This is a genomic window from Nonomuraea spiralis, assembly GCF_014648435.1.
Classification (GTDB): Bacteria; Actinomycetota; Actinomycetes; order Streptosporangiales; family Streptosporangiaceae; genus Nonomuraea; species Nonomuraea spiralis.
This window is the reverse complement of the sequence record NZ_BMRC01000006.1, coordinates 135,664-160,757: the sequence shown is the minus strand read 5'-3', so window position 1 is coordinate 160,757 and position 25,094 is coordinate 135,664. Positions and strand designations below refer to the sequence as shown.

The 25,094-nt window shown below is 72.7% G+C and carries 28 protein-coding genes and 1 riboswitch; of the genes, 18 read left to right on the top strand and 10 right to left on the bottom strand.

Going from position 1 to position 25,094, the window contains the following annotated elements; genetic code table 11:
• The gene (locus IEZ27_RS16445) at positions 1-291 is read right to left on the bottom strand and encodes a YiaA/YiaB family inner membrane protein (protein ID WP_125630667.1); all 291 of its coding nucleotides are present in this window, start codon (positions 289-291) and stop codon (positions 1-3) included.
• 155 nt (positions 292-446) lie between these two features.
• Between IEZ27_RS16445 and IEZ27_RS16440 the strand changes: the two genes are divergently transcribed.
• The 3 genes from IEZ27_RS16440 (at position 447) to IEZ27_RS16430 (ending at position 3,045) form a co-directional block, all read left to right on the top strand.
• Entirely contained in the window at positions 447-1,043 is a 597-nt protein-coding gene (locus tag IEZ27_RS16440; protein ID WP_229824036.1) for a molybdopterin-dependent oxidoreductase, read from the top strand.
• A 55-nt stretch (positions 1,044-1,098) separates the two neighbouring features.
• Positions 1,099-2,238 (top strand): sensor histidine kinase, encoded by a 1,140-nt coding sequence (locus IEZ27_RS16435; protein WP_189648002.1) that lies wholly within the window; start codon positions 1,099-1,101, stop codon positions 2,236-2,238.
• Positions 2,239-2,304: 66 nt separating this feature from the next.
• Positions 2,305-3,045, top strand: coding sequence for a LytR/AlgR family response regulator transcription factor (locus tag IEZ27_RS16430; RefSeq protein ID WP_189648001.1), 741 nt, complete (start codon positions 2,305-2,307; stop codon positions 3,043-3,045).
• A 666-nt stretch (positions 3,046-3,711) separates the two neighbouring features.
• On the opposite strand, the gene IEZ27_RS16425 is transcribed toward IEZ27_RS16430, so the two are convergent.
• Positions 3,712-4,554: a deoxyribonuclease IV gene (locus tag IEZ27_RS16425; protein ID WP_125630659.1), complete on the bottom strand. Its 843-nt coding sequence runs from the start codon at positions 4,552-4,554 to the stop codon at positions 3,712-3,714.
• 144 nt (positions 4,555-4,698) lie between these two features.
• Here IEZ27_RS16425 and uraD point away from each other — a divergent pair, with 144 nt between their 5' ends.
• The 7 genes from uraD to IEZ27_RS16390 are packed head-to-tail and all read left to right on the top strand — an operon-like array spanning position 4,699 to position 9,379.
• Complete coding sequence (uraD, locus tag IEZ27_RS16420; RefSeq protein WP_189648000.1) at positions 4,699-5,211, top strand: 2-oxo-4-hydroxy-4-carboxy-5-ureidoimidazoline decarboxylase; 513 nt, start codon at positions 4,699-4,701, stop codon at positions 5,209-5,211.
• Positions 5,208-5,507 carry a hydroxyisourate hydrolase gene (uraH, locus tag IEZ27_RS16415; protein ID WP_125630655.1) on the top strand — a complete coding sequence of 100 codons (300 nt, stop codon included), beginning with the start codon at positions 5,208-5,210 and terminating at the stop codon, positions 5,505-5,507. Before uraD ends, uraH begins: the two co-directional genes overlap by 4 nt.
• Positions 5,508-6,371 (top strand): factor-independent urate hydroxylase, encoded by an 864-nt coding sequence (gene pucL / locus IEZ27_RS16410; protein ID WP_189647999.1) that lies wholly within the window; start codon positions 5,508-5,510, stop codon positions 6,369-6,371.
• A 5-nt stretch (positions 6,372-6,376) separates the two neighbouring features.
• Complete coding sequence (locus tag IEZ27_RS16405; protein WP_189647998.1) at positions 6,377-7,237, top strand: FAD binding domain-containing protein; 861 nt, start codon at positions 6,377-6,379, stop codon at positions 7,235-7,237.
• A complete protein-coding gene (locus IEZ27_RS16400; protein WP_189647997.1) occupies positions 7,237-7,707 on the top strand; it encodes a (2Fe-2S)-binding protein in 471 nt (156 codons plus the stop codon). The genes IEZ27_RS16405 and IEZ27_RS16400 overlap by 1 nt, the downstream gene beginning before the upstream one ends.
• Positions 7,704-9,119 (top strand): 8-oxoguanine deaminase, encoded by a 1,416-nt coding sequence (locus tag IEZ27_RS16395; protein ID WP_189647996.1) that lies wholly within the window; start codon positions 7,704-7,706, stop codon positions 9,117-9,119. Before IEZ27_RS16400 ends, IEZ27_RS16395 begins: the two co-directional genes overlap by 4 nt.
• 47 nt (positions 9,120-9,166) lie before the next feature.
• Positions 9,167-9,379, top strand: coding sequence for an EF-hand domain-containing protein (locus tag IEZ27_RS16390; RefSeq protein WP_125630645.1), 213 nt, complete (start codon positions 9,167-9,169; stop codon positions 9,377-9,379).
• An 18-nt stretch (positions 9,380-9,397) separates the two neighbouring features.
• Here the strand turns inward: IEZ27_RS16390 and IEZ27_RS16385 are convergent, their stop codons facing one another.
• Positions 9,398-10,549: a winged helix DNA-binding domain-containing protein gene (locus tag IEZ27_RS16385; protein WP_189647995.1), complete on the bottom strand. Its 1,152-nt coding sequence runs from the start codon at positions 10,547-10,549 to the stop codon at positions 9,398-9,400.
• A 204-nt stretch (positions 10,550-10,753) separates the two neighbouring features.
• Between IEZ27_RS16385 and IEZ27_RS16380 the strand changes: the two genes are divergently transcribed.
• The 3 genes from IEZ27_RS16380 to alc are packed head-to-tail and all read left to right on the top strand — an operon-like array spanning position 10,754 to position 14,163.
• On the top strand, positions 10,754-11,908 hold the full coding sequence (locus tag IEZ27_RS16380) for a glycerate kinase (protein ID WP_189647994.1): 1,155 nt from the start codon (positions 10,754-10,756) through the stop codon (positions 11,906-11,908).
• Positions 11,905-13,215: an allantoinase AllB gene (allB, locus tag IEZ27_RS16375; RefSeq protein ID WP_189647993.1), complete on the top strand. Its 1,311-nt coding sequence runs from the start codon at positions 11,905-11,907 to the stop codon at positions 13,213-13,215. Before IEZ27_RS16380 ends, allB begins: the two co-directional genes overlap by 4 nt.
• Positions 13,216-14,163, top strand: coding sequence for an allantoicase (gene alc / locus IEZ27_RS16370; protein ID WP_189647992.1), 948 nt, complete (start codon positions 13,216-13,218; stop codon positions 14,161-14,163).
• A gap of 10 nt (positions 14,164-14,173) precedes the next feature.
• Here the strand turns inward: alc and pknB are convergent, their stop codons facing one another.
• The 4 genes from pknB to thiO all read right to left on the bottom strand — a co-directional run bounded on the left by pknB (position 14,174) and on the right by thiO (position 18,359).
• Positions 14,174-16,105, bottom strand: a complete 1,932-nt coding sequence (gene pknB / locus IEZ27_RS16365) for a Stk1 family PASTA domain-containing Ser/Thr kinase (protein WP_229824035.1) — start codon at positions 16,103-16,105, stop codon at positions 14,174-14,176.
• Positions 16,106-16,235: 130 nt separating this feature from the next.
• Positions 16,236-16,943: a thiazole synthase gene (locus tag IEZ27_RS16360; RefSeq protein WP_229824094.1), complete on the bottom strand. Its 708-nt coding sequence runs from the start codon at positions 16,941-16,943 to the stop codon at positions 16,236-16,238.
• A gap of 40 nt (positions 16,944-16,983) precedes the next feature.
• Entirely contained in the window at positions 16,984-17,184 is a 201-nt protein-coding gene (gene thiS, locus IEZ27_RS16355; RefSeq protein ID WP_125630631.1) for a sulfur carrier protein ThiS, read from the bottom strand.
• Positions 17,181-18,359 (bottom strand): glycine oxidase ThiO, encoded by a 1,179-nt coding sequence (thiO, locus tag IEZ27_RS16350; RefSeq protein ID WP_189647989.1) that lies wholly within the window; start codon positions 18,357-18,359, stop codon positions 17,181-17,183. The genes thiS and thiO overlap by 4 nt, the downstream gene beginning before the upstream one ends.
• A riboswitch (TPP riboswitch) is annotated at positions 18,349-18,465 on the bottom strand. (Overlaps the previous gene by 11 nt.)
• Before the next feature lie 58 nt (positions 18,466-18,523).
• Between thiO and IEZ27_RS16345 the strand changes: the two genes are divergently transcribed.
• From IEZ27_RS16345 to thiE, 3 genes are read left to right on the top strand one after another with little or no spacing between them, the layout of a single operon-like run.
• The gene (locus IEZ27_RS16345) at positions 18,524-19,687 is read left to right on the top strand and encodes an NAD(P)/FAD-dependent oxidoreductase (RefSeq protein ID WP_229824034.1); all 1,164 of its coding nucleotides are present in this window, start codon (positions 18,524-18,526) and stop codon (positions 19,685-19,687) included.
• A gap of 30 nt (positions 19,688-19,717) precedes the next feature.
• The gene (locus IEZ27_RS16340; RefSeq protein WP_189647987.1) at positions 19,718-20,092 is read left to right on the top strand and encodes an Rv2175c family DNA-binding protein; all 375 of its coding nucleotides are present in this window, start codon (positions 19,718-19,720) and stop codon (positions 20,090-20,092) included.
• On the top strand, positions 20,070-20,705 hold the full coding sequence (thiE, locus tag IEZ27_RS16335; protein WP_189647986.1) for a thiamine phosphate synthase: 636 nt from the start codon (positions 20,070-20,072) through the stop codon (positions 20,703-20,705). The genes IEZ27_RS16340 and thiE overlap by 23 nt, the downstream gene beginning before the upstream one ends.
• A 59-nt stretch (positions 20,706-20,764) precedes the next feature.
• Here the strand turns inward: thiE and IEZ27_RS16330 are convergent, their stop codons facing one another.
• Positions 20,765-21,832 carry a polyprenyl synthetase family protein gene (locus IEZ27_RS16330; RefSeq protein WP_189647985.1) on the bottom strand — a complete coding sequence of 356 codons (1,068 nt, stop codon included), beginning with the start codon at positions 21,830-21,832 and terminating at the stop codon, positions 20,765-20,767.
• A gap of 85 nt (positions 21,833-21,917) precedes the next feature.
• Between IEZ27_RS16330 and metF the strand changes: the two genes are divergently transcribed.
• Complete coding sequence (gene metF / locus IEZ27_RS16325) at positions 21,918-22,838, top strand: methylenetetrahydrofolate reductase [NAD(P)H] (protein WP_189647984.1); 921 nt, start codon at positions 21,918-21,920, stop codon at positions 22,836-22,838.
• Positions 22,839-23,019: 181 nt separating this feature from the next.
• Here the strand turns inward: metF and IEZ27_RS16320 are convergent, their stop codons facing one another.
• Both IEZ27_RS16320 and IEZ27_RS16315 read right to left on the bottom strand, forming a co-directional pair.
• Positions 23,020-23,583 (bottom strand): GNAT family N-acetyltransferase, encoded by a 564-nt coding sequence (locus IEZ27_RS16320; RefSeq protein WP_229824033.1) that lies wholly within the window; start codon positions 23,581-23,583, stop codon positions 23,020-23,022.
• Between the two features lie 10 nt (positions 23,584-23,593).
• Positions 23,594-24,070 (bottom strand): YbaK/EbsC family protein, encoded by a 477-nt coding sequence (locus IEZ27_RS16315; RefSeq protein WP_189647983.1) that lies wholly within the window; start codon positions 24,068-24,070, stop codon positions 23,594-23,596.
• Positions 24,071-24,194: 124 nt separating this feature from the next.
• On the opposite strand from IEZ27_RS16315, the gene IEZ27_RS16310 reads away from it, so the two are divergent.
• Positions 24,195-25,019, top strand: coding sequence for a L,D-transpeptidase family protein (locus IEZ27_RS16310; protein ID WP_189647982.1), 825 nt, complete (start codon positions 24,195-24,197; stop codon positions 25,017-25,019).
• The last annotated feature ends 75 nt before the right edge of the window (positions 25,020-25,094 follow it).

The following is a 25,094-nucleotide window of genomic DNA, read 5'->3' as shown; positions in this document are numbered from 1 at the left end:
TCAGGCCGCGTCGACCCTGAACGGGTCGTGCTCGGCCAGCAGCTTGTCCAGCCTGGCCTGGTCCACGCGGTTGGTCACCTCCGACAACTCCTGCCGGTCGCGTACGACCTTGCACAGGTTGACCGTGGAGGTGACCACGTACAGCAGGCCGAGCGCGAGGAACGCCCTGATCCAGCCGGAGGCCGGCAGGTAGATCAGGGCGATCACCACGGACGACACGGAGACGGCGAACGACAGGATCGCCTGGACGTAGAACGCGGTGGTCTGCGTGGGGCGGATGGGCTTGCTCATGGGCCAATCGTGACTCCGCAGGCCAGGCCGCCGCATGGGGTGCCGTACTCAAGTTACTCCTGAGTACGCAAGGCCCCGCCCCAGCCCCGGGCGCGGGGCGTGGGCGGGCCGATGGCAGGATGGCTCAAGACGCGAGATCGGTGAGGGGAGTGATCGTGGAGGAGTCGCGCCTGCCTCCAGGCCAGTACGTCCCGCGCGGCCGACCCGTGATCCACTACGGCAGGGTGCCCTCGTTCAAGCCGGAGAGCTGGGACTTCCGCGTCTTCGGCGCCACGGCCTCCGGCGAGGAACACTGCCTGACCTGGTCGGACTTCGAGCTGCTGCCCAGAGTCACGCGCCTGGCCGACTTCCACTGCGTCACCAAGTTCTCCCTCATGGCCAACGAATGGCGGGGCGTCACCCCGGCCACGATCATGGAGCTGGCGCCGCCCGACCCCGGCGTGCGCCACGTCATGATCTGGGCCGAGTACGGCTACAGCGCCAACCTCCGCATGTCCGACTTCGCCGCCCCCGACACCCTGTTCGCCACCGAACTGGACGAGAAGCCGCTCAGCGCCGATCGCGGCTACCCGCTGCGCATCGTGGTCCCCCACCTGTACGCCTGGAAGAGCGTCAAATGGGTGCGCGGCATCGAATACCTCCTGGAGGACCGGCGCGGTTTCTGGGAGGAACGCGGCTACCACAACCTGGCCGATCCCTGGCGCGAACAGCGTTACTCCTACCAGGAGGAACCCGGCGAGGGTCCACCGTAGACTTCGCTCAGGGTTTTCACCCGAACACGGTGGGTTATTGGCTACGGTTTCCCGCATGCAGACCACCGCTTGCGTGGCGCTCTCCCTTCTGCTTTTCGCCCTCGGCTACGCCTGCGCCAGGACGCGCCGCCATGCGCTCCCCGAAGGCGACAGGAAGGACAAAGCGGCCTTCACCGCGTTGCACGTCGCGGCGATGGCCGCCCCCGCCCTGAGAGCCGGGCTCGACCGCGAGTCGGCGCGCAAGGCCGTGCGCCATCTGCGCACGCTGCTCGGCACCCGCGCCGTCGCGATCACCTCCACCGACGCCGCGCTGGCCTGGGACGGCCCCTGCACCGACGACGTGCTCACCTACGCCCGCACGACGCTGGCCGCCGGGCGCGCGCAGGTGTTCGCCGGGGAGCCGTACGGGGCCGTCGTCGTGCCGCTGACCGTCGACGACACGGTCGTGGGCACGCTGGCCGCCTTCGACGAGGAGGTCAGCGCGACGCTCGTGCGTACGGTGACCGAGCTGGGCCGCTGGGTGTCCGGGCAGCTGGAGCTGGCCGACCTCGACGCCTCCCGCCGCCGGGCGCTGGAGGCCGAGATGCGCGCGCTGCGCGCCCAGATCTCGCCCCACTTCGTCTACAACGCCCTGACCACGATCGCCTCGTTCGTCCGTACGAACCCCAAACGGGCCCGCGACCTGCTGCTCGACTTCGCCGACTTCTCCCGCTACGCCCTGCGCAGGGCCCACGACTTCACCACCCTGGCCGACGAGCTGACCTGCGTCGACCGGTACCTGCTGCTGGAACGGGCCCGCTTCGGCGACAAACTGCGCTTCAGCATGCAGGTCGCGCCCGAGGTGCTGCCGGTGCCGGTGCCGTTCCTGTGCCTGCAACCCCTCGTGGAGAACGCGATCAAGCACGGCATGCGCGGCCGGCGCGGCGGCGGCGAGGTGCGGGTCGTGATCCGCGACGCCGGCCCCGAGGCCCACATCACGGTCGAGGACGACGGCACCGGCATGGACCCCGAGTGCGCCAGGCGCATGCTCGACGGCGAGCCGGCCCGCGAGGGCGGCGGCATCGGCCTGGCCAACGTGGACCTGCGCATGCGCCAGATCTACGGCGACGGCTACGGCCTGGTCGTGGAGACCGCGCTCGGCGCGGGCACCAAGGTGCGGCTGCGCGTACCGAAGACACAAATTAGCGCATTGTAGTCGTTTCTTTACGCAGGGCTGGCGTGTCGCTTGTGACCTTTGCTTTCATAGGCCAGCGTGGAGGCCATGCTGAGGGTCCTGGCGGTCGACGACGAAGTGCCCGCTCTTGAGGAGCTGGCCTATCTGTTGCGCCAGGACCCGAGAATCGAACACGTCGCGACCGCGGCCGACGGCGTCACCGCGCTGCAGGACATGGTCCAGATGATCGGCGGCGGCGAGCGGCTCGACGGGATCTTCCTCGACATCAGGATGCCGGGCCTCGGCGGGCTCGACCTCGCCCGGCTGGTCGGCGGCTTCCCCAGTCCGCCGAAGCTGGTGTTCGTCACGGCGCACGAGGAGTGCGCGGTGCAGGCGTTCGAGCTGGAGGCCGTCGACTACCTGCTCAAGCCGGTCCGGGCCGAGCGCCTGTCGGAGGCGGTCAGGAGGCTGGAGGCGGCCTCGGCGCCGCCCGCCGAGCCGGCCCAGGACGACGTGATCCCGGTCGAGCTGGGCGGGCGCACCAGGTTCGTGCCGCAGCAGGCCGTCTGGTTCGCCGAGGCCAAGGGCGACTACGTCCGCCTGCACACGGTCGACGGCAGCTACCTCGTGCGCATGTCGCTGGCCGCGCTCGAACGCCGCTGGTCGGAGGCCGGGTTCATCCGCGTCCACCGCAGCACGCTGGTCTCCGCGCGGCACGTCAGCGAGCTGCGCTTCGAGGGCGGCCGGGTGACGCTCACCGTCGGCACCGAGACCCTCCAGGTCAGCCGCAGGCACAGCCGCCAGGTCCGCGAGCAACTCGTCCGCCAGCACCGCGGCGTCTTCTCCTGACCTCACCCGCCCGCCCCCGGCCAACGGCCCTCTGGCGGCCCTGTACGGCCCCCTGCGCCCCCGGGACGCGGGGGGCTGGTGCGTTCGGGCGGGCGTGAAGCTGGGCGTGCCGACGTCGTGCCCGGTGGGGCGCCGGGTCTGGTAGCGGTGTCGCGATGGTAAAGACTTCCCAGGTCACGCGGGTACGGACCCGCCACGGGCCGGCCGGACGACGGTCGGCAGGCAGCCGCCGGGCCCCGGGAGGACCCACGAAGCTACCGCTCGTCGCTCGCGGAAGACCGCTCGCCGGATGACCGCTCTCCGTATGGCGATGACTACAGACCGTTCGACGCGCTGACCGTAAACAGGGTTTCGCGCACAAGATCGCGACCGTAGTGTTTCCGCATCAGAAGCCACCCGGCGCATCGGGGGGGGACGGGCCGCAAGGCCCAAGTAAGGGCCTGATGCGCCGGCTTCACCGGTGACCGCGCAGGTCACCTCGGCTGTCGGGCCCTTGACCGGGGGGTGGGGCCCGCCTGCCGATCAGGTGAGGGGGCGCCTGCGGAGGCCACGGACCCCGGCCCCGCGATCCGGCCTTCGGGGGCGGCCGGATCGCGAGAGCAGGCGCCCCTATCACGATTGACGACCGGGCTTGCTCTTCATCCCCGTTACGGGGGAAAAGCCGGGTCAGTCCTCGTCGCGGAGCTTCTTCAGCAGCTCGATGTCCTCGCGGTGCTTGTCGGCCTTGCCGGGCGTCTCGATGCAGATCGGCACACCCGCCACCGCCGGATGACGCATGAGCTCGGCGAACGGCCGGGCGCCGATGTGACCCGCGCCGATGTTCTCGTGGCGGTCCTTCTTGGCCCCGCACACGTCTTTGGAGTCGTTGGCGTGGATCAGCTTGAGCCGGCCGGGCGCGATGGCGTGGAGCGCGTCGAACGTCTCCCGCACCCCGCCCTCGGCGGCCAGGTCGTGACCGGCGGCGAAGGCGTGGCAGGTGTCGAGGCAGACGCAGGCCCGCGGGTGCCAGTCGAGCGCGGCGAGATAGGGTTCCAGATCCTGGACGGTCGCGCAGAGCATCGCGCCCTGGCCCGCCATCGGCTCCAGCAGCAGGTCGGGGCCGCCGTCGGGGATCTCCTCCAGCAGCGGCAGCAGCGTCTCGCGCACCTGCCGCAGCGCGTCGTCGCGCGACTGGGTGACGGCCGAGCCGGTGTGGACCACGACCCCCTTGGCGCCGGTCTCGACGCCGCGCCGCAGCGTGTGGCGGACGACCGCGATGGAGTTGGCCAGCGTCTCGGGGCTGGGTGAGCCGAAGTTGACCAGGTAGGGCACGTGGATGAAGGCGTCGACGCCGGACTCGGCCAGCTTGGCGTCCTCGGCGGGCTTGCCGTCGTTGAGCGCCCAGCCGCGCGGGTTGGTGACGAACACCTGGACCATCTCGGCGCCGATCTCGGCCATGTACTTCAGACCGCCGGTCGCCAGGCCGCCGGTGACGGACACGTGTCCGCCGATCAGGGATGTCGGGCTCATGATGGCTCCCAGTGTAGGCGCAGCTCAGGGCGGCCCGGCCGGGGCGTGGTTGGAGCATGACACGAAAAGTCCTGGCCATCCCGTTGCGTACTTGGGAGTTCTCACGGATGGACCGGGGAGCAGGCCCCTGTGTGTACTGCTGACATGCCCAACTCGTTGGCCGGGTTCAACCGGCGGCCGCGGGCGGAGGCGGAGGCGGAGCTGCTGGCCTGCTGCGCCTCCCGCGCCTTCGCCGCGGACGTGGCCGCCCGCAGGCCGTACACCGGCCGCGAACGGCTGGCCGAGACCGCCGCGGCGGCCGTACGCGCGCTGGAGTGGCCCGACGTGCTGGAGGCGCTGGCCGCCCACCCGAGGATCGGGGAACGCGCGCCCGGGGACGCCAGGGAGTCCCGCTGGTCCCGCCAGGAACAGGCGGGCGCGGGTGAGGGCGGTGCCGGGCTGCGGGAGGCGCTGGCCGACGGGAACCGCGCCTACGAGGAGCGGTTCGGGCATGTCTACCTGGTGTGCGCCACCGGGCTGAGCGGGGCCGAGCTGCTGGCCCGGCTGCGCGCGCGCCTGGGCAACGACGAGGAGACCGAACGCGGCGTCGTCCGCGACGAACTGGCGAAGATCACCCGGCTCCGGCTGGGGAAGCTCATGGAGGAGGAGGGGAGATGAGCTTCTCGACGCACGTCCTGGACGCGGTCACCGGCAGACCGGCCGCCGGCGTCGGCGTACGGCTGGAGCACGGGGGCCGCGTGCTCGCGCGGGGCAGCACCGACGACGACGGCCGGATCGGGGGCTGGGAGACCGGGGAAGGCGTGCACCGCGTGGTCTTCGACACCGGCGCCTACCTGGCCGACACCTTCTACCCCGAGGTCGTCATCGCCTTCACCGTGTCCGACCCGGAGGCGCACCACCACGTGCCGCTGCTGCTCAGCCCGTACGCGTACTCCACCTACCGAGGGAGCTAGATGACCGTCAAGCTCGGCCCCAACCGCTACGGCAAGGCGGAGACCCGGCTCGTCCGCGTGGTACGCGACGGAACGACCCACCACATCAAGGACATCAACGTCAGTTCCGCCCTGTCGGGCGACATGGAAGAGGTGCACCGGACCGGCAGCAACGCCGCGGTCCTGCCCACCGACACGCAGAAGAACCTCGTCTACGCCTTCGCCAGGAAACACGGCGTCGAGGAGATCGAGGACTTCGCCCTCTTACTGGCCCGCCACTACGTCTCCGCGTACCCGTCCATCCACCACGCGCGGGTGGAGATCGAGGAGTACGCCTGGAACCGCATCCCGGGCCGGTCGCGGCACTCGTTCGTGCGCGACGGGGGCGAGGTGCGCACCTGTGTCGTGCACCACGACGGGGACGGCCGCACCACCGTGGTGTCGGGGCTGACGGACCTGGTCGTGCTGAACTCGACCGGCTCGGAGTTCCACGGCTACATCGTGGACGAGTACACCACCCTCCGGCCGACGACCGACCGCATCCTGGCCACGGCGGTCACGGCCCGGTGGCGGCACGCCGGGGACGGGGAGCGCCCGCCGTACGCGCGGGTGCGCGAATGCCTGCTGGACGCCTTCGCCCAGACGCACAGCCTGTCGTTGCAGCAGACGCTGTACGCCATGGGCGAGCGCGTGCTGACGACCTGGCCTCAGGTCTGCGAGGTCAGGTTCGCGCTGCCGAACAAGCACCACTTCCTGGTCGACCTGTCGCCGTTCGGCCTGGACAACGAGAACGAGGTCTTCTACGCCGCCGACCGCCCGTACGGGCTGATCGAGGGCAGTGTGCTGCGTGAGGACGCCCCCGACGCGGGATTCGCCTGGGAGTGAGGACGATGGACTTCTTGCGGCCCACCACGTGGGCTGAGGCGCTGGCCGCCAAGGCGGACCGGCCCGGTGCCCTGCCCGTCCAGGGCGGGACCGACGTGATGGTCGAGATCAACTTCGACGTGCGCAGGCCGGAGGCGCTGCTCGACCTCAACCAGGTGGCTGAGCTGCGCGAATGGGACATGACCGACGGGGTCTGCCGGATCGGGGCCGGGGTGACGTACACGACGGTGGTGAACGAGCTGGGCGGCGTGCTGCCGGGGCTCGCGCAGGCCGCGCGTACGGTCGGTTCGCCGCAGATCCGCAACCGCGGCACGGTCGCCGGGAATCTCGGCGCGGCCTCGCCCGCGGGCGACAGCCACCCGCCGCTGCTGGCGGCGGGCGCGGTCGTCGAGGTCGAGTCGCGCGACCGGGGCACCCGGCTGATCCCCGCGGGCGAGTTCTACCTCGGGGTCAAGCGCAACGCGCTGGAGCCGGACGAGCTGATCAGGGCCGTACGCGTCGATCCGGCCCCCGGCCCCCAGTACTTCTCCAAGGTCGGCACGCGCAACGCCATGGTGATCGCGGTGTGCTCGTTCGCGGTCGCCCTGCACCCGGGCGAGCGGCGGGTCGGGACCGGGATCGGCTCGGCCGCGCCCACACCGCGCCGCGCCCTGGAGGCGGAGGACCTGCTGGCCAGGGAGCTGGACTGGACCGCGCCGCTCGACCCCGCGCTGCTGGCCCGCTTCGGCGAGCTGTGCGCGGCCGCCGCCGCGCCGATCGACGACGTGCGCGGCACCGCCGCCTACCGGCTGCACGCCGTCGGCGTGATGGCCCGGCGCACACTCACCTGGGCCTGGAACGACCACCTCACGAGGAGGGCGGCCTGATGCGCCTCACCTTCACCGTCAACGACCGCGACGAGACCGTGGACGACGTCTGGGAGGGCGAGAGCCTGCTGTACGTCCTGCGCGAGCGCGTCGGGCTCCCCGGCTCCAAGAACGCCTGCGAGCAGGGCGAATGCGGCTCGTGCACGGTCTACCTGGACGGCCTGCCGGTCTGCTCGTGCCTGGTCGCCGCCGGGCAGGCCGAGGGGCGGCGGGTGCGTACCGTCGAGGGGCTGGCCGACGGCGACCGGCTCGACCCGGTGCAGGAGGCGTTCGCCGAATGCGGGGCCGTGCAGTGCGGCTTCTGCACCCCGGGCCTGCTCGTCCAGGCCCACGACCTGATCGACCGCGTGCCCCGGCCCTCCGACGCCGAGATCCGCGAGGCGCTGGCGGGCAACCTGTGCCGCTGCACCGGCTACGAGAAGATCCTCGACGCCGTACGGCTGGCCGCGGCCCGGAAGGCGGCCCGATGACCCCGACGAGCGAGCCGCCGACCCCGCCGACGACGCTGTTGATCGAGAACGTGCACATCGCGCCCGTCGCCGGGCCCGAGATCCCCTCCGGCCATATCATCGTCGAGGGCGACCGCATCGCCGCGCTCGGCCCCGGCCCCGCGCCGCTGACCCCCGGCGCCCGGCGCGTGGACGGCTCCGGCTGCCTGGCCACCCCCGGCCTGGTCAACACCCACCACCACCTCTACCAGTGGGCCTCGCAGGGGCTGGCCCAGGACGCCACCCTGTTCGAGTGGCTGGTGGCGCTCTACGACGTATGGGCCGCCATGGACGCCGAGGTCGTCAGGGGCGCCGCCACGGCCGGGCTCGGCTGGCTGGCGCTGGCGGGCTGCACCACCTCCAGCGACCACCACTACGTCTTCCCCAAGGGCAGGGGAGACCTGTTCGCGGCCGGGATCGAGGCGGCGCGGGAGATCGGCGTACGCTTCCACCCGGCGCGCGGCTCGATGGACCGGGGCAGGTCGCACGGCGGGCTGCCGCCGGACGAGGTGGTCGAGGAGCTCGACGACGTCCTGGCCGCGACGGCCGAGGCGATCGACGCCCACCACGACCCCTCGCCGTCCTCGATGGTGCGGGTGGCGGTCGCGCCGTGCTCGCCGTTCTCGGTCAGCGCCCGGCTGATGACCGAGTCGGCCGCCCTGGCCAGGGCGAGGGGCGTACGCCTGCACACCCACCTGGCCGAGACCCTCGACGAGGACGAGCACTGCGTGGAGCAGTTCGGCATGCGTCCCGTCGACTACATGGACAAGCTGGGCTGGCTGGGCCCGGACGTGTGGCTCGCGCACGCCGTGCACCTCAGCGACGGCGACATCGTCAAACTCGCCCGCACCGGCACGGGCTCGGCCCACTGCCCCTCCTCCAACGCCCGCCTGGGAGCCGGGATCGCCCGCGTGTCGGAGATGTTGCGCCAGGGCGCGAACGTCGGGCTCGGCGTGGACGGCAGCGCCTCCTCCGAGCTGACGTCGCTCGCCGGGGAGATGCGCCAGGCGCTGCTGTTCCAGCGGGCCAGGTACGGCCCCCACGCGCTGTCGGCCCGCCAGGCACTGGAACTGGCCACCCTCGGCGGCGCGCGCAACCTGGGCCGCGAGGCCGAGCTCGGCTCGCTGGAGCCGGGCAAGCTGGCCGACGTCGTCCTGTGGCGGACCGGCGGGCCCTTCGCCGCCGCCGTGGCCGACCCGGTGTGCGCCCTGGTGTTCGGGCCGCCGCCGCCCGTGGCCCTCGTGCTGGTCGGCGGCCGTACGGTGGTCGAGGACGGCGAGCTGCGGACGACGCCCCACGACGCCGCCGGCCGGGCGGGCGCCGACGCGCACCGCAGGCTGACGCGGCTGGCGGCCGAGCACGGGTTCACGGCGGCCAGGGAGATCCATCACTAGGGTGGGAATGTCCGGAAACGTGGTAGCCAGCACCGAAAGGCGGTCCCGTGTCGCCAGAACTCCCCGACGAGCGGCTGACGCAGCTCAAGAGCACCTTCGCCGAGATCGACTCCGACGGCGACGGCTTCATCAGCGAGACCGAGCTGAAGCGGCACTTCCCGGCCCTGCCCGCCGAGGCGCTCGGCGCGCTGAGCCAGGAGGCCGACACCGACCAGGACGGGCGTTACTCCCTGGAGGAGTTCATCCGCGTGGTGTCCTGACGGGCGCGCGCGGGCGGCCTACTGCGCCAGCGCGCGCTCCAGCGGCGTACGGAAGCGCGGCGTGACGCGGACGCCGCCGAGCCAGGAGGCCAGCCCGGCGATCTCCGCCTCGACGGCGGCCACCGCGTCGGAGCCCACGTCGGTGAGCGCCCGCCACACGACCTCGCCGTCGGGCCGCTGCCCCCATCCGCCCACGACCTGCCCGTTCCACCACACGGTCGGCCCGACGTTGCCGCTGCGGTCGAACAGCTCGGCCCGGTGCTCCTTCGGCAGGTACCAGTCGCGGCCCTGCCAGCCCATCGGCGTCGGGTCGAGGGCGGGCAGCAGCGCCGCCCACGGCTCCGGCTCGGGCGTCTCGTCCAGGTCGTCCGGCAACACGTACGCCGGGCCCTCGTCCAGCTCGACCTCGGCCGCGCCGACGGCGGCCAGCGCGGCGCGCACCTCGCGCAGCGTCCAGCCGGTCCACCACTTGACGTCGGCCTCCGTGCCGGGGCCGAACGCGGCCAGCCAGCGGCGTACCAGCTCGGCCTGGGCCTGGGGGACGGTCAGCTCGGCCATGGGCGGGGCGACGGCCCACAGGTGCTGCGTACTGGTCCACGAGCCGGACGGGCGGCCCCGGCGGACGAGCCGGCCCTCCATGCCCATCAACGTGATCAGCCGCTGCCCGACGCTGTGCACGGCCTCGTACGGCTTGCCCACGGCCACCCGGAACTGCTCGCGCAGCCGCGGCTCCAGCACGCCCAGCCGGGTCGCGGTGGCGGTGCCCTCGCCGGCCAGGACGCGCAGGACCGACGACTCCACCTCCGCCAGCCAGGGTTCGTCCCACCCGCCGGCCCCGGTCAGCTCCTTGACCAGCGCCTTGCGTACCTTCGTGGCGACCGCCAGCGTGGAGGAGTGGTGCACGACGGGGACCAGCGCGGCCGGGACCACGAACACCGTGCGCCGCATCCCGTGCATGCGTACCAGGGTGCGGTCCTCGTACAGGGCCCGCTCGACCGGCGCGGGGCCGGGCGCGGTGAGCCGCGCGCCCGCCGACAGGAACACGGTCGCCGGGTCGGTGGCGTGCAGCACCACCACGGACGCCGTCGCCTCCTCCGGCGTCGCCGCCTTGGCCGCCAGGCTGTGGCGCACACCCAGCCGCCGCCGCCGCTCCCGCTCCGAAATGCGCATAAACGCCTCCTTAAGGGATCTGAGCCTAATCGGCGGACCAGACACCTCAGAACCGGTCAGCAAGGGTGCACCCTGCGGCAGGACCGGGAGGTCGCCTGATGTGATGATGAGTCACGCCTTCCTGCCCGCTCGCACCGGGCAGGAAGGCGTGTCCGGCCATTGTTCAGCATCTTGTGGGAGTTCGTAGTGGTTAAGCAGGTTCTGGTGGCACCCGACAAGTTCAAGGGCTCGCTCACCGCCGCCGAGGTCGCGGCGCGGGTGGCGGCCGGGCTCGGGGTGCCGGCGGTCGAGCTGCCGGTCGCCGACGGCGGCGACGGCACCGTCGAGGCGGCCGTGGCCTGCGGGTTCGACCAGGTCACCGTGGAGGTCACCGGGCCCACGGGAGAGCGCGTGGCCGCCTCGTACGCCTGGCGGCAGGCGGACGGGACGCCGACGGCGGTGATCGAGCTGGCCGAGGCGTCCGGACTGCGGCGGCTGCCCGCCGGGCCCGCGCCCCTGACGGCCACCTCGTACGGCACCGGAGAGCTGATCGCCGACGCCCTGCGCAGGGGCGCCCGGCGGATCGTCCTGGGACTCGGCGGCAGCGCCGGCACCGACGGGGGAGCGGGCATGGTCCGGGCGCTCGGCGCGCGCCTGCTGGACGGTGACGGCGCCGAGCTGCCGGACGGGGGCGCCGCGCTGCGCGGCCTGGCCCGCATCGACCTGTCCGGGTTCGCCGACGTCAAGGACGTGGAGTTCGTGGTCGCCGGCGACGTGGACAACCCGCTCCTCGGCCCCCACGGCGCCGCCGCCGTCTACGGTCCGCAGAAGGGCGCCACCCCCGAAGACGTCCGTACGCTGGAGGCCGGCCTGTCCCGGCTGGCCGCCGTCGCCACGCAGACCCACGGCCTGCTCGGCGCCGTCGAGCACGACGACACCCCGAGGGCCATGGGCGTGGCCGGAGCCCCCGGCGCGGGCGCGGCGGGCGGCGTCGGGTTCGCGGCGCTGGCGTTCCTGCACGCCGAGCTGCGGCCCGGCATCGAGTACCTGCTCGACCTGCTCGGCTTCGGCGAGCTCGTCCGGGACGCGCGGCTGGTGATCACGGGGGAGGGGTCGCTCGACGAGCAGTCCCTGCGCGGCAAGGCGCCGGTCGGCGTGGCCCAGGCGGCGGCCAGGGCGGGCGTGCCGGTGGTCGCGGTCTGCGGCCGGCGCACCCTCAGCGACACCCAGCTCAAGGACGCCGGCATCGAGGCCGCCTACGCCCTGACGGACCTGGAGCCCGACCCGGCCCGCTGCATGGCCGAGGCGGGCCCGCTCCTCGAACGCCTGGCCGCCCGCGTGGCGGCCGAACACCTGGCCGACCATCTGGAGGGCAGATGACCGACTACGACCTCGTCGTCCGTTCCCGCCGGGCCGTCACGCCCGAGGGGGAGCGGCCCGTGGCCGTGGCCGTACGGGGCGAGCGTGTCGAGGCCCTGTACGGCTACGCCGACCCCCTCGACGCCGCCGAGGACATCGACCTGCGCGACCTGCCCCTGCTGCCCGGCCTGGTGGACACGCACGTCCACGTCAACGAGCCGGGCCGTACGCACTGGGAGGGGTTCGCCTCGGCGACCAGGGCAGCCGCGGCCGGCGGCGTGACCACGATCGTGGACATGCCGCTCAACTCGGTGCCGCCGACCGTCAGTGTGGAGGCGCTGGAGGTCAAGCTGCGGGCCGCCCGGGGGCAGTGCCACGTGGACGTGGGGTTCTGGGGCGGGGCGGTCCCGGGCAACCTCAAGGAGCTGCGGCCGCTGCACGAGCGTGGCGTGCGGGGTTTCAAGTGCTTCCTGTCGCCGTCCGGGGTCGAGGAGTTCCCGCCGCTCGGCACGGCGGAGCTGCGGGCGGTGCTGGCGGAGGTCGCCGGGTTCGACGGGCTCGTCGTCGTGCACGCCGAGGACCCGGAGCTGCTGGCCGAGCCGGGCGGGCCGACGTACCGGGAGTTCCTGGAGTCGCGGCCGGGAGCGGCCGAGCGCAGCGCGGTCGCGCGGGTCGTCGCGCTGGCCGCCGAGACCGGCGCGCGCGTGCACATCCTGCACGTCTCCAGCGCCGAATGCCTCGGCGTGCTGGAGGCGGCCCAGGCGGACGGGGTGGCGGTCACCGCCGAGACCTGCCCGCACTACCTGACGCTGGAGGCCGAGCAGGTGCCCGAGGGGGGCACGGCGTACAAGTGCTGTCCGCCCATCCGGTCGCGGGCCAACCGCGAGCTGCTGTGGGAGGGCCTGGCCAAAGGCGTGCTGAGCTGCGTCGTCTCCGACCACTCGCCCTCGCCCGCCGACCTGAAGGTGCCCGACTTCGCCGCGGCCTGGGGCGGGGTCGCCTCCCTCCAGCTCGGCCTGTCCGCCGTCTGGACCGAGGCCGCCCGGCGCGGCCACGGGCTCGCCGACGTCGTCCGCTGGATGTCGGCCAACCCCGCCGCGATGGCGCGGATCCCCGGCAAGGGCGCGATCCGGCCCGGGTACGACGCCGACCTGGTCGCCTTCGACCCCGACGCCGACAACCCGGTGGACGCCGCCCGCCTCCACCACCGCAACCCGGTCACCCCCTACCACGGCCGGGTGCTCAAGGGCGTGGTCCTGACCACCTGGCTGCGCGGACGTCCCGTGGACGGCGAGCCGCACGGCCGACTCATCCTGGGAGAGCAGTAGATGCCCGGCTTCACCACCCTGCCCGACCTGGCCCTGCGCACCCTCGGCGGTTCGGTCGTGGCGGCCAGCGACGAGTCCTTCGCCGAGAAGGAGAGCCTGATCAGGCCGGGCCGCCCTGGCTTCCGCGCCGAGACGTTCGGCAACAAGGGCCAGGTGTACGACGGGTGGGAGACCCGCCGCCGCCGTACCCCCGGCCACGACTGGGCCCTGGTACGGCTGGGCCTGCCGGGGGCGATCCGCGGGGTGGTGATCGACACGGCCTGGTTCAAGGGCAACTACCCGCCGTACGCCTCGGTCGAGGCCGCCGCCGTGCCCGGCCATCCCTCACCCGCCGAGCTGGCCGCCGCCGTCTGGACGGAGATCGTCCCGAGGACCGCGCTCAAGGGCGACGCCGAGCACCACGTCGAGGTCACCGGCGACGACACCCGCTACACCCACGTACGGCTGAACATGTACCCCGACGGCGGCATCGCCCGCCTGCGCGTGCACGGCGAGGTACGCCCCGACCTGTCGGTCTATGACGGCCTGAGCCTCGACCTGGCCGCCCTCCAGAACGGCGGCCTGGTCACCGCCTGCTCCGACGAGTTCTACTCCGCGCCCAACAACGTCATCGCCCCCGGCCTGGCCCGCCACCAGGCCGAAGGCTGGGAGACCGCGCGCCGCCGCGACCCCGGCAACGACTGGCTGCTCATCCGCCTGGCGGGCCCCGGCCTGGTACGCCTGGCCGAGATCGACACCACGAACCTGATCTTCAACGCCCCCGGCCACGTCGCACTCACCGGGCTGACCGGCGTGCACGAGGTCGAGCTGCTGCCGAAGACCCGCCTGCAACCTGACACGCCCCACCGCTTCCGCCTCGCCCACACCGAGCCGGTCACCCACGTACGGGTCGACGTCTATCCGGACGGCGGGCTGGCCAGGGTGCGCCTGCACGGGCACCTGGCCTGACCCCGCGGCCCTACTGCCAGAGCCAGACCATGGTGCCGGGCGGCCGCTCGCTGTTGGGCAGCGGCCGCTGGTACTGCACCACGCCGCCGTTGCCCAGCCGGTTGACCCGGACGCGGAAACCCTGCGCCTGCAGCTCGGCCTGGGCGTCCTTGACGTTCTTGCCGATGACCGCGGGCACCAGGCGGAACTCCTGGTCGTCGCGGGCCTCGTTGTCGCCCTTGAACCAGTCCCAGAAGTCGGTCTGGCAGCGGGACACCGTGACCATCGCCGGGGTGCCCTTGTCCACCTCGGACTTGGCCTTCGGCGTCTGGGCGATGACCGTGCACGGCTCGGCGTCGTCGTCGACCTCGTTGACCTGCACCTGGAAGCCCTGGCCGCCGAGGTAAGCGGCGGCTTCGTCCTTGGGCATGCCGGTCACGTCGGGCATCACCAGGCCGGCGCTCACGAAGATGCCGACCTTGGCGCCCTCCTTGACCTTCTCGCCGGCCTCGGGGGAGGTGCGGATCACCTTGTTGCGCTCGACCTCCATGTTGGGCAGCCGCCTGACGCTGCCCACGGTGAGCCCGGCCTCGGCGATCTTGACGCGGGCCTCGTCGCTGGTAAGGCCCTTCACGCTGGGCACGATCACCCGCTTGGGGCCGAGCGAGGGCACCAGCGTGATCGTCCCGCCGCTCTCCAGCTCGCTCCTGCCCTCGGGGTCGGTACGCAGCACCAGCCCCTCGGCCGTCTTCTCGTCGTACTCGCCCTGGACCTTGCGGATCTTGAAGCCCTTGCCCGTGGCGGCCCGCTCGGCGACCAGCATGTCCTGGCCGACCAGGTCGGGCACCTGCACGTACTTGGTCTGGGAGAAGAACCAGCCGGTCACCCCGACCGCGACGACCATGACGGCGGCGAGCACGACCAGGAACCAGTTGGGCTTGAACGAACGGTTGGGCGCGGACGACGGCGGCGGGGGCGGCGAAGGCACCTCGGCGCGCGGCTGGATCAGCGTGTGGGCCGGCGCGGCCATGGGCATCGACGGCGCGCCCGCGCCGCTCGGGCGCGGCGGGATCGACTGGTTGAACACCGCCGTCATCGCCGGAGGGGTGCTCAGCCGCGGCAACATCCGGTGGGCCTCGACCGCCTGGACGAGCATCGCCGTGGCGTCGGCCGGGCGGTCGTGGGGCTCGCGGGCCGTGGCGTGCGCGACCAGCGTGTCGATCAGCGGCGGCACCTCGGGCACCAGCGCCGACGGCGGCGGCACCGTGTCGTGGACGTGCCGGTAGGCCACCGACATCGGCGTCTCGCCGTCGTAGGGCTGCTGCCCGGTCACCAGCTCGAACAGCATGATGCCCGCGGCGTAGACGTCGCTGCGCACGTCGGCGCCGCCGGTGGTGACCTGCTCGGGCGACATGTAACCGATCGTGCCGATCATCACGCCGGTACGGGTCTGGTTGGTCGCCTCGATGGCCCTGGCCAGACCGAAGTCGACGACCTTGACCCGGCCGTCGTCGGTCATCAGCACGTTCTCGGGCTTCACGTCGCGGTGGACCATGCCGGCCTGGTGGGCCGCGCCCAGGGCGGCGAGCACCGGGATCATGATCTCCAGCGCCTCGCGGGCGGGCAGCCTGCCGCGCTCGCGCAGGATGTCGCGCAGCGTCCGGCCCGGCACGTACTCCATCGACAGGTAGACGACGTCGTTGTCGGTGCCCTGGTCGAAGACGTGCACCACGTTGGGGTGGGACAGACTGGCGACGGACTTGGCCTCGCCGATGAACCGCCGGACGAACGCCGGGTCGTCGGCGAGCGAGCGGTGCATGACCTTCAGCGCGACGGTGCGGTCCAGCCGGACGTCGAGCGCCAGGTAGACGGTCGCCATACCGCCCCGGGCGATCCGGCTCTCGATGCGGTAGCGCCCATCGAGGAGCCGACCGACCAAGGGGTCCGCAGTCACCTTATCCACCCCCCTGAGTTTACGGGCGTTTTGCCACCCGCAAGGCCCGACCGCCCGAAACCGATGCGGAGACGTGCCCATGCGAGTGGCTCCGACCGGGGGGAAGGGGCCCGGCTCGCACCGGGACCCTCCGGGGATCTTACGGGGTCGTCGGCGAGGATGCCTCCGCATAGCGCCGACGCGGGATCCGGCCCGCCTGCCGCGCCTGCCGGCCCGCCACCACGGCCGACCTCATCGCCGCGGCCATGAGGTCGGGCCGCTGCGCCCGGGTGACGGCCGTGGCCAGCAGCACCGCGTCGCAGCCCAGCTCCATCGCCAGGGCGGCGTCGCTGGCCGTGCCGATGCCGGCGTCGAGGATCACCGGGACCGAGGCGGCCTCCACGATGAGCTCGATGTTGTGCGGGTTCCTGATGCCGAGCCCCGACCCGATCGGCGCGCCCAGCGGCATCACGGCCGCGCAGCCCGCCTGCTCCAGCCGCCGCGCCAGCGCCGGGTCGTCGCCGATGTAGGGCAGCACCACGAACCCGTCGGCCACCAGCCGCTCGGCCGCGTCGAACGTCTCGATCGGATCGGGCAGCAGCGTGCGCTCGTCGGAGATGACCTCCAGCTTGACCCAGTTGGTCCCCAGGGCGTCGCGGGCCAGCCGGGCCGTCAGCACGGCCTCGCCGGCGGTGAAGCAGCCCGCGGTGTTGGGCAGCACCTTGATGTCGCGGCGGCGCAGCACGTCGAGGACCGAGCCGCGCGCACCGGGGTCGAGCCGCCGCATGGCCACGGTGGTCAGCTCGGTGCCCGAGGCGGCCAGCGCCTGGTCGAGCACGTCGAGGGAGGGCGCGCCGCCGGTGCCCATGATGAGCCGGGAGGAGAACTTCTCCCCGGCGATGATCAGCTCATCCACCCTGCACCGCCGTCAGCACCTCGACGCGGTCGCGGTCGCCGAGCGCCGTGGTCTCCCACGTGCTGCGGGTGACCACCTCGTCGTTCACGGCCACGGCCACCCCGGTGGTGGCGGTGGTCAGCGTCCGTACGGCCTGGGCCACGGTCGTGCCGTCGGCCACCTCGTGCGCGGCGCCGTTGATCATCACAATCATGAAATTTCCCGAAATCTCGCGGGCGAGCACAGCTCGGCCAGCTCGCCCTCCTCACCCGTCAGAATCTCCGCGCCCGGCGACAGGCCCGCCGTCACCAGGGCCGCCGTGAGCGGGGCCAGCAGCACCCCGCCCCGGTGATGGCCGGTCGCCAGCACGAGCCCCGGAGCCTCGCCGGCCCCGATGAGCGGCAGGTTGTCGGGGGTGCCCGGCCGCAGCCCTGCGACCACGTCGGCCACCTCCAGCTCGGTGACGCCCGGCACCAGCTCCCTGGCGTCGCGCAGCAGCTCGTGGAGCCCGCCCGCGGTCACCCGGGTGTCGAACCCCAGCTCCTCCTGCGTGGCCCCGAGCACCAGCTCACCGTCTCCCCGGGGGACGAGGTAGACGGGGGCGCCGTGCACCGTCCCGCGTACGCACCGGCCGAGCAGCGGCTGCGGCGAGCGCAGGCGCATGATCTGCCCCTTGACCGGCCGTACGGGCACGCCGGCCAGCTCCCCGCTCCATGCCCCGGCGGCCAGCACCACCCGCTCGGCCGCGAGCTCCCGCGCCGCGACACCGGGGGCGGGATCGAGGCGTACGCCGGTGACGGTCTCGCCGTCGCGCAGCAGCCCGGCCGCCCGCGCCCGCACCAGGGGCACGCCCAGCCGGTCGAGCGCGGCCAGCAGCGCCGCCGTGACGCGGCGCGGGTCGACCCAGGCGTCACCGGGGGCCAGCAGCCCGCCGCGCACCGAGGGGGCCAGCATGGGCTCCAGGCGGCGGCACTCGCGCCCGGTCAGCCGCTCCACCCGCAGCCCCAGCTTGTCCATGAACGCCGCCAGCTCGTCGAGCGCCGCCAGGTCGTCGGCCCCGAAGGCGACGTCGAGAGTGCCGTCGGCGCGCAGGTCGAGCCCACGCCGCGCGGCCTCCCCCGGCCCGCTCCCGCCGAACTCCTCATCCAGGCCCGCGTCGGCGGCCAGCTCGTCGGCGAACGCCGGCCAGCGGCCCAGCGAGGCGGCCCCCAGCCGCAGCAGCGGCTCCTCGGTGTAGGAGACCTCGCTCACCGGGGCCAGCATCCCGGCCGCCGCGTGGGAGGCCCCGCGCGCCGGGGCCGGGTCGACCACCGTGACGGGCAGCCCCTCGCGGGCCAGCCGCCAGGCGACCGACAGCCCGATGACCCCGCCGCCCACGATCACATTCATCCGCGCTCCCTTCGCCGGCATGATCCGGATCAGGTGTCTTGCGGTCGAAGGCCCGGTCAAGCCTTCCTCTCAGCCCGGTCACGGCCGGACTCCCGCGCGTCTTGCGCCTCCAGCCTACGGCCTCGGCGCGACGAGCCGGCACGGCCCCCGTTATGGTCGTGAACGTGAACCATGTCGTAGTGGTGGGAGCGGGCCTGGCCGGGCTGCGCAGCGTCGAGGCCCTGCGCGGGCGCGGATTCGCCGGACGGATCACGCTGATCGGCCAGGAGCGCCATCGGCCGTACGACCGTCCGCCCCTGTCCAAGGCCGTCCTGTCCGGCGCCGCCGACTCCAGCTTCCTGGAGGCCGACCTGGAGTCGCTGGAGGTGGACTTCTGGCCGGGCGTCACCGCCAAGGCGCTGCGCGAGGGCGTCCTGGAGACGACCGAGGGCCAGCTCGGCTACGACGGCCTGGTCATCGCCACCGGAGCCGAGCCGATCACCGTGCCCGGCGACGGCCCGCAACACGTCCTGCGCACCCTCGACGACGCCCACGAACTGCGCGCCAGGCTCGTTCCAGGGGCCCGCGTGGCGATCATCGGCGCGGGCTGGATCGGCGCCGAGGTCGCCACCGCCGCCCGCAAGGCCGGCTGCGCGGTGACCGTGATCGAGGCCGGCCCCACCCCGCTCGCGAACGCCGTGGGCCCGGAGATCGGCGCCCGCACCCAAGGCTGGTACGACGGCATCGACCTGCGCCTGGACACCATGGTCGACGAGGTGGACGAGGGCGGCGTACGCCTGGTGGGCGGCGAGTTCGTCGAGGCCCACGTGGTCGTCACCGGCATCGGCGTGCGCCCGGCGATCGAATGGCTGGCCGGCTCCGACATCGACCTGCACAACGGCGTCGTCACCGACGAGCACCTGCGCACGTCCATGCCCCGTGTGGTCGCCGCCGGCGACTGCGCCGCCTGGTGGTCGCGCCGCTACGGCACCAGGCTCAGGGTCGAGCACTGGGACACCGCGCTCGGCTCGCCCGAGGTCGCCGCCGCCACCCTGCTCGGCGAGGAGGCCGTCTACGACCCGGCGCCGTACTTCTGGTCCGAGCAGTTCGGCCACATGGTCCAGTACATCGGCCACCACCCCTCCGGCGACCGCCTGCTCTTCCGCGGCGGGCCCGAGGGCAAGTGGTCGGCCGTATGGCTGACGCCCGGCGACACCCTCGCCGCGGTGCTCGCCGTCGACCGGCCCCGGGACTACGTGCAGGGCCGTAGGATCATCGAGGGCGGACACCGCCTCGACACGGAACGCCTGGTAGATCCAGATGTCCCCCTACGGGATTGTGTTGTTTGAGCAAGGACGGCATGTGGTAGTTGTGGTTTCGTGACGCTTTCTGTTGCACAGATCGACCGGGAGACCGACCAGCTCGTAAGCGAGTGGCTCACTCTCCCCGAAGTGGCCCGGCGCCTCGACCTCTCAATCGGGCGGGCCAAGCAACTCCTCAAGGACCACAAGCTGCTCGGCGTGCGCCGCGGCGGCGGCGGGCCGCAGGTGCCCGCGGTGTTCCTCGACGGGAAGGACGTGATGAAGGGCCTGCCCGGCACACTGACCGTGTTGCAGGACGCCGGCTACGACGATGTCGAGTCGCTGCGCTGGCTCTTCACCCCAGACGAGTCCCTGCCGGGGTCGCCCATCGAGGCGATCAAGGCCGGCCGTCACACGGAGGTCAAGCGGCGTGCCCAGGCCCTCGGTTTCTGAGGCCCGCCTCTATCTCTGCACCGACGGCCGCCGCGACCGCGGTGACCTTGCAGAGTTCCTCGATTCGGTGCTGGCCGGCGGCGTGGACATCATCCAGCTGCGGGAGAAGGGCCTGGAGGCACGCGAAGAACTCGCGCTCCTGGAAGTCTTCCGCGACGCCTGCGACCGGCACGGCAAACTGCTGGCCGTCAACGACCGGGCGGACATCGCCTACGCCGCCCGGCCCGACGTGCTCCACCTGGGGCAGGACGACCTTCCCGTGACGGTCGCGCGAGAGATACTCGGCGACGACATCGTCATCGGCCGGTCCACCCACTCCGCCGCCGAGGCGTCCGCCGCGGCCGTGGAGGAGGGCGTCGACTACTTCTGCTGCGGCCCTGTCTGGCCGACGCCGACCAAGCCGGGCCGCCACGCGCCCGGCCCCGATCTGCTGCGGCACGTGGCCTCGCTGGGAACGGCGCGGCCGTGGTTCGGGATCGGCGGCATCGACCTCGGCAACCTCGACGCGGTCATGTCCCACGGCGTGAGCCGCGTGGTGGTCGTACGCGCGATCACCGACGCGGAGGACCCGGGGGCGGCGGCGGCCGAGTTCGCCAAACGCCTGACCCCCTAGAACCGGCCCCTTGAGGGCACCGGACGTCCGTCCGGAGGCGGGCGCCCGCCTCCGGCGCGTCAGGTCTTGCGGGACGTCGCGGCGATGGCCAGCCCGGTCAGCGCCGTGCGCGCCTCGGCCGTGACGGGCGCCTGGTCGAGCGCCTCCAGGGCTTCGGCGAGGTAGCCGGCGATCAGGTCCTCGCACTCCTGGAGCGCGCCGCTGTCCTCGATGATCTCGCGCAGCACGCGCACGCCGTCCTCGTCGAGCGCGGGGTCGCCGAGCAGCCGGCGCACCGTCGCGGCCGCCTCCGGCGCGGCCCCGGCCAGGGTACGGGCCACCAGCATCGTGCGCTTGCCCTCCCGCAGGTCGTCACCGGCCGGCTTGCCGGTCTGGGCCGGGTCGCCGAACACCCCGAGGATGTCGTCCCTGACCTGGAAGGCGATGCCGACGCGGCGGCCGTAGCCGGTGCACAGCTCGTCCATCCAGGGGTGGAGCGCGCCGGCGGCCAGCACCAGGCCGAGCCTGAGCGGCTGCTCCACCGAGTACTTGCCGCTCTTGAACAGCGCCACCCGCAGCGCCGACTCGAAGGTGTTCTCGCCGTGGGCCTGCTCCAGCAGGTCGAGGTACTGGCCGCACATCAGCTCGGTGCGCATGTGGTCGTGGACGGGCTGCGCGGCGGCCAGCGACGCCGGCGGCAGGCCGCTGGTGCGCCACATCTCGCCCGACCAGACCAGCAGCAGGTTGCCCAGCAGGATGGCGGCCCCTTCGCCGAACTGCTCGGGCGAGCCGTGCCAGCCCTCCTTCTCGTGCAGGGTCTGGAAGCGGCGGTGGGCGGCCGGCATGCCCCTGCGCAGGTCGCTCTTGTCCATCACGTCGTCGTGCACGAGCGCGCTGGCCTGCAACAACTCCAGCGAGGCGGCGGCGGTGAAGATCCCCGGCACGTCGGCGCCGCCCGCGCCGCGCCAGCCCCAGTAGCAGAACGCGGGACGCAGGCGCTTGCCGCCCGCCAGCAGGTCGCCTGCGGCGCTGCGGAGTGGTTCGAGCTCGGCGTCGCCGGAGGCGGGCAGCTGCCGTTCGACGAACTCCCCGAGTGCGCGCTCCACCTGGGTGCGCAGGGTGTCCATGCTCGCGGCGTGAGTGGTCATGCCTTGAGACTAGTGGGCCCCGGCTAAGGGTCGGGTCCCCGGTCTAGGGGCGGCCGATCCGGACACCGGCCTGTACGCTTGGCACATGGCGCTTGGTCGACCCTCCATCCTGCCCGATCGTGTCCCCACCGTCCGCGAGCTGCTCGCCGCCGGTGGCCGGTCGTTCTCCTTCGAGTTCTTCCCGCCGAAGACCGACGAGGGCGAGCGGCAGTTGTGGAAGGCGATCAGGGAGCTGGAGTCGCTGCGGCCCACATTCGTCTCGGTGACCTACGGCGCCGGCGGCTCGACCCGCGACCGCACGGTCGACATCGTCGAGCGGCTGGCCCATGACACCACGCTCACCCCTGTGGCGCACTTCACGGCGGTCAACCACTCGGTGCGTGAGCTGCGCCACCTGATCGGCCGCTTCGCCGACGCCGGGGTGCGCAACATCTTGGCCGTGCGCGGCGACCCGCCCGGCGACCCGGGCGCCGAATGGGTGCAGCACCCCGAGGGCGTGCTCTACGCCGAGGAGCTGGTACGCCTCATCCGGCAGGCGGGCGAGTTCTGCGTCGGCGTGGCCGCCTTCCCCTACAAGCACCCGCGCTCGGCCTCCATCGAGTCCGACACCGACTACTTCGTGCGCAAGTGCCGCGCGGGGGCCGACTACGCGATCACCCAGATGTTCTTCCAGGCCGACGACTACCTGCGCCTGCGCGACCGGGTGGCGGCCCAGGGCTGTGAGACGCCGATCATCCCGTGCATCATGCCGGTCACCCAGATGAGCACGATCGCGCGTTCCGAGCAGTTGTCGGGCGCGCCGTTCCCGCCGGACGTGGCGGCCCGCTTCGAGGCGGTGGCCGACGACCCGGCCGCGGTGCGGGCGCTCGGCATCGACCACGGCGCGGAGTTGTGCCAGCGGCTGCTCGACGAGGGCGCCCCGGGCATCCACTTCATCACGTTCAACCGCTCCAGCGCCTCGCGTGAGGTGTTCCAGCGCCTGACGCCGGTCGCCGCGACCGCCTGACCGGTACGACGGGCACGAGCGGAGTCCCGCCACCCGCCCGCAGGGGGACCGGGCGGGTGACGGGCAGGGGGCGGTATCCACTAGGTAACGTGTCCGTCACTTTCCGTCATCAAGATGCCCTTGGGCATGGCCCGGCAAACCCCGCAAGTGCTGGCTTTACCTGCGGCGATGTGGGCCGGCGTCAGCCGAGGGGGAGCGGGCGGCCCACGATCGCGTACTCCTCGTGGCCGCCGGGGAAGACGAAACGGGTCAGCAGGTCGGCGAATCCCATGCTCGCGTAGAGGTGGCGGGCCGCCGTGGGACGGTCGTGGGTGGACAACACGGCCGAACGCTCGGCGCGGCCGGCGCACAGTGTCCTGATCATCGCCCGGCCGACGCCCTTGCCCTGGTGGTCGGGGTGCACGTGGATCTCGGCCAGCTCGAAGGCGTGGCCCATCCAGGCATGCGCCGCCTGCTCGCCCGCGTGGTCGGCCAGTGCCCTGATCACCACGTCGTGCCACCACTGCCCGGTCGTGCCGCGGAAGCCGTACGCGAAGCCGACGGTCTGCGGGGGCGTTTCACCGGACGAGTCCCGCAATTCTGCGAAATAGCACTGGAAATGCGGATATGTGCCGTGATTTCGCATGATTGTCTTGCGGCCGGCGATCTGCTCGGGGGGCGGGTTCATCGCCGCCGTGTAAATGTCGATCACCGTGTCCAGTCGTTCGGTGAACTCGGCGGGCCCCGCCCCGCGAAACTCGATCACCCGTCGCACACTACTCGACGTCCACCGGGGCGCCGCCGGTGATCGTCACCAACTCCTCGAACGTCGTCGGGAACACCGTCAGCGGGTGTCCGCCGGCCGCCCACACCACCTCATGCTTGCCGAGCCAGTTGTCCACCAGGGTGCGGACCGGGGCCGGATGGCCGACCGGGGCCACACCGCCGATCGGCTGGCCGGTGGCGGCCCTGACGAACTCCGGCGTGGCCCGGCGTACCCGGTCGACCCCCGCCGTGCGGGCGATCAGCTCGACGTCCACGCGGTGGGCGCCGCTGGTCAGGACCAGCAGCGGCGCGCCGTCGGCGTCGAAGATCAGGCTGTTGGCGATCGCGCCCACCTCGCAGCCGAGCTGGGCGGCGGCGGTCGCCGCGGTCGGCGCCTTCTCGGGCAGGACGACGATCTCCCCGGCGGCCCCCAGCGCGCGCAGGGCGGCCTCCACGACGACGGCGTTCGACGGCAACTTCTCAGACATGAGGACACTCTAAACAGGTTGACCGCCTTATTACCTGTTCATGGTAGGTGGTGTAGGGTCCTTCGATCCGGATTTTTCGTGATAAAGAGAGGTGGTACGGGTGGGGGCTCGACGGTTGCCCGGAATGGCTGCTCTGTTGACGGCTGGAGCCGTCGTACTCACGGGCTGCGGCGCGCAGCCGGTCACATCCGCCGCGACGCCGCCCCTCTCCACAGCGACGACCGGTACGACGACCGGCACGGCGGGCTCCCAGGCGGGCCCGGCCGCGGCACCCGCCGCCGCGCCTGCCGCCGCGCCCGTCGCGGCGCCGCGCAAGACGCTGAAGCTGGGCGCCAAGGGCACCTCCGTCGCCTGGCTCCAGCGGCGCCTGGCCGCCCTCGGCTACCTGCCCGGCAAGGCCGACGGCCGCTACGGCGGCACCACCCTGGCCGCCGTCTGGGCCTTCCAGAAGGTCAACGGCATCAAGCCGACCAGCACGATCGCCCGCGGGACGTGGGAGGCGCTGGAGCAGCCGAAGACCCCCAAGGTCCTGGTGCGCAACGGCAAGCCCACCCGCGCCGAGGTCGACCTGACCAAGCAGATCATGGTCTTCTACGTCGGCGGCCAGGTGAAGCTGATCACCCACGTCTCCTCCGGCAGCGGCGTCCCCTACTGCGAGACCACCACCTGGCAGGGCAAGGAGCAGCGTTTCTGCGGCTCGGCCCGTACGCCGACCGGCGACTTCCGCACCACGTGGCGCGCGAGCGGCTGGCACAAGTCGTACCTGGGGCAGTTGTACAACCCGATCTTCTTCAACGGCGGCATCGCCTTCCACGGCGCGCTGTCGGTGCCGCTCTACCCGGCCTCGCACGGCTGCGTGCGCATGCCGATGAACGTGGCCGAGGTGCTGCCCGGACTGCTCGGCAAGGGTGTTCCGGTGCACGTGCGAGGTGCGTTCAGGCGCGTGTGACGTCCGCATAACCGGATCCGGTTACGGCCGGATTATCCGCCTTTTGCTGGACTTCCCCCGACTTCAAGGGGGATT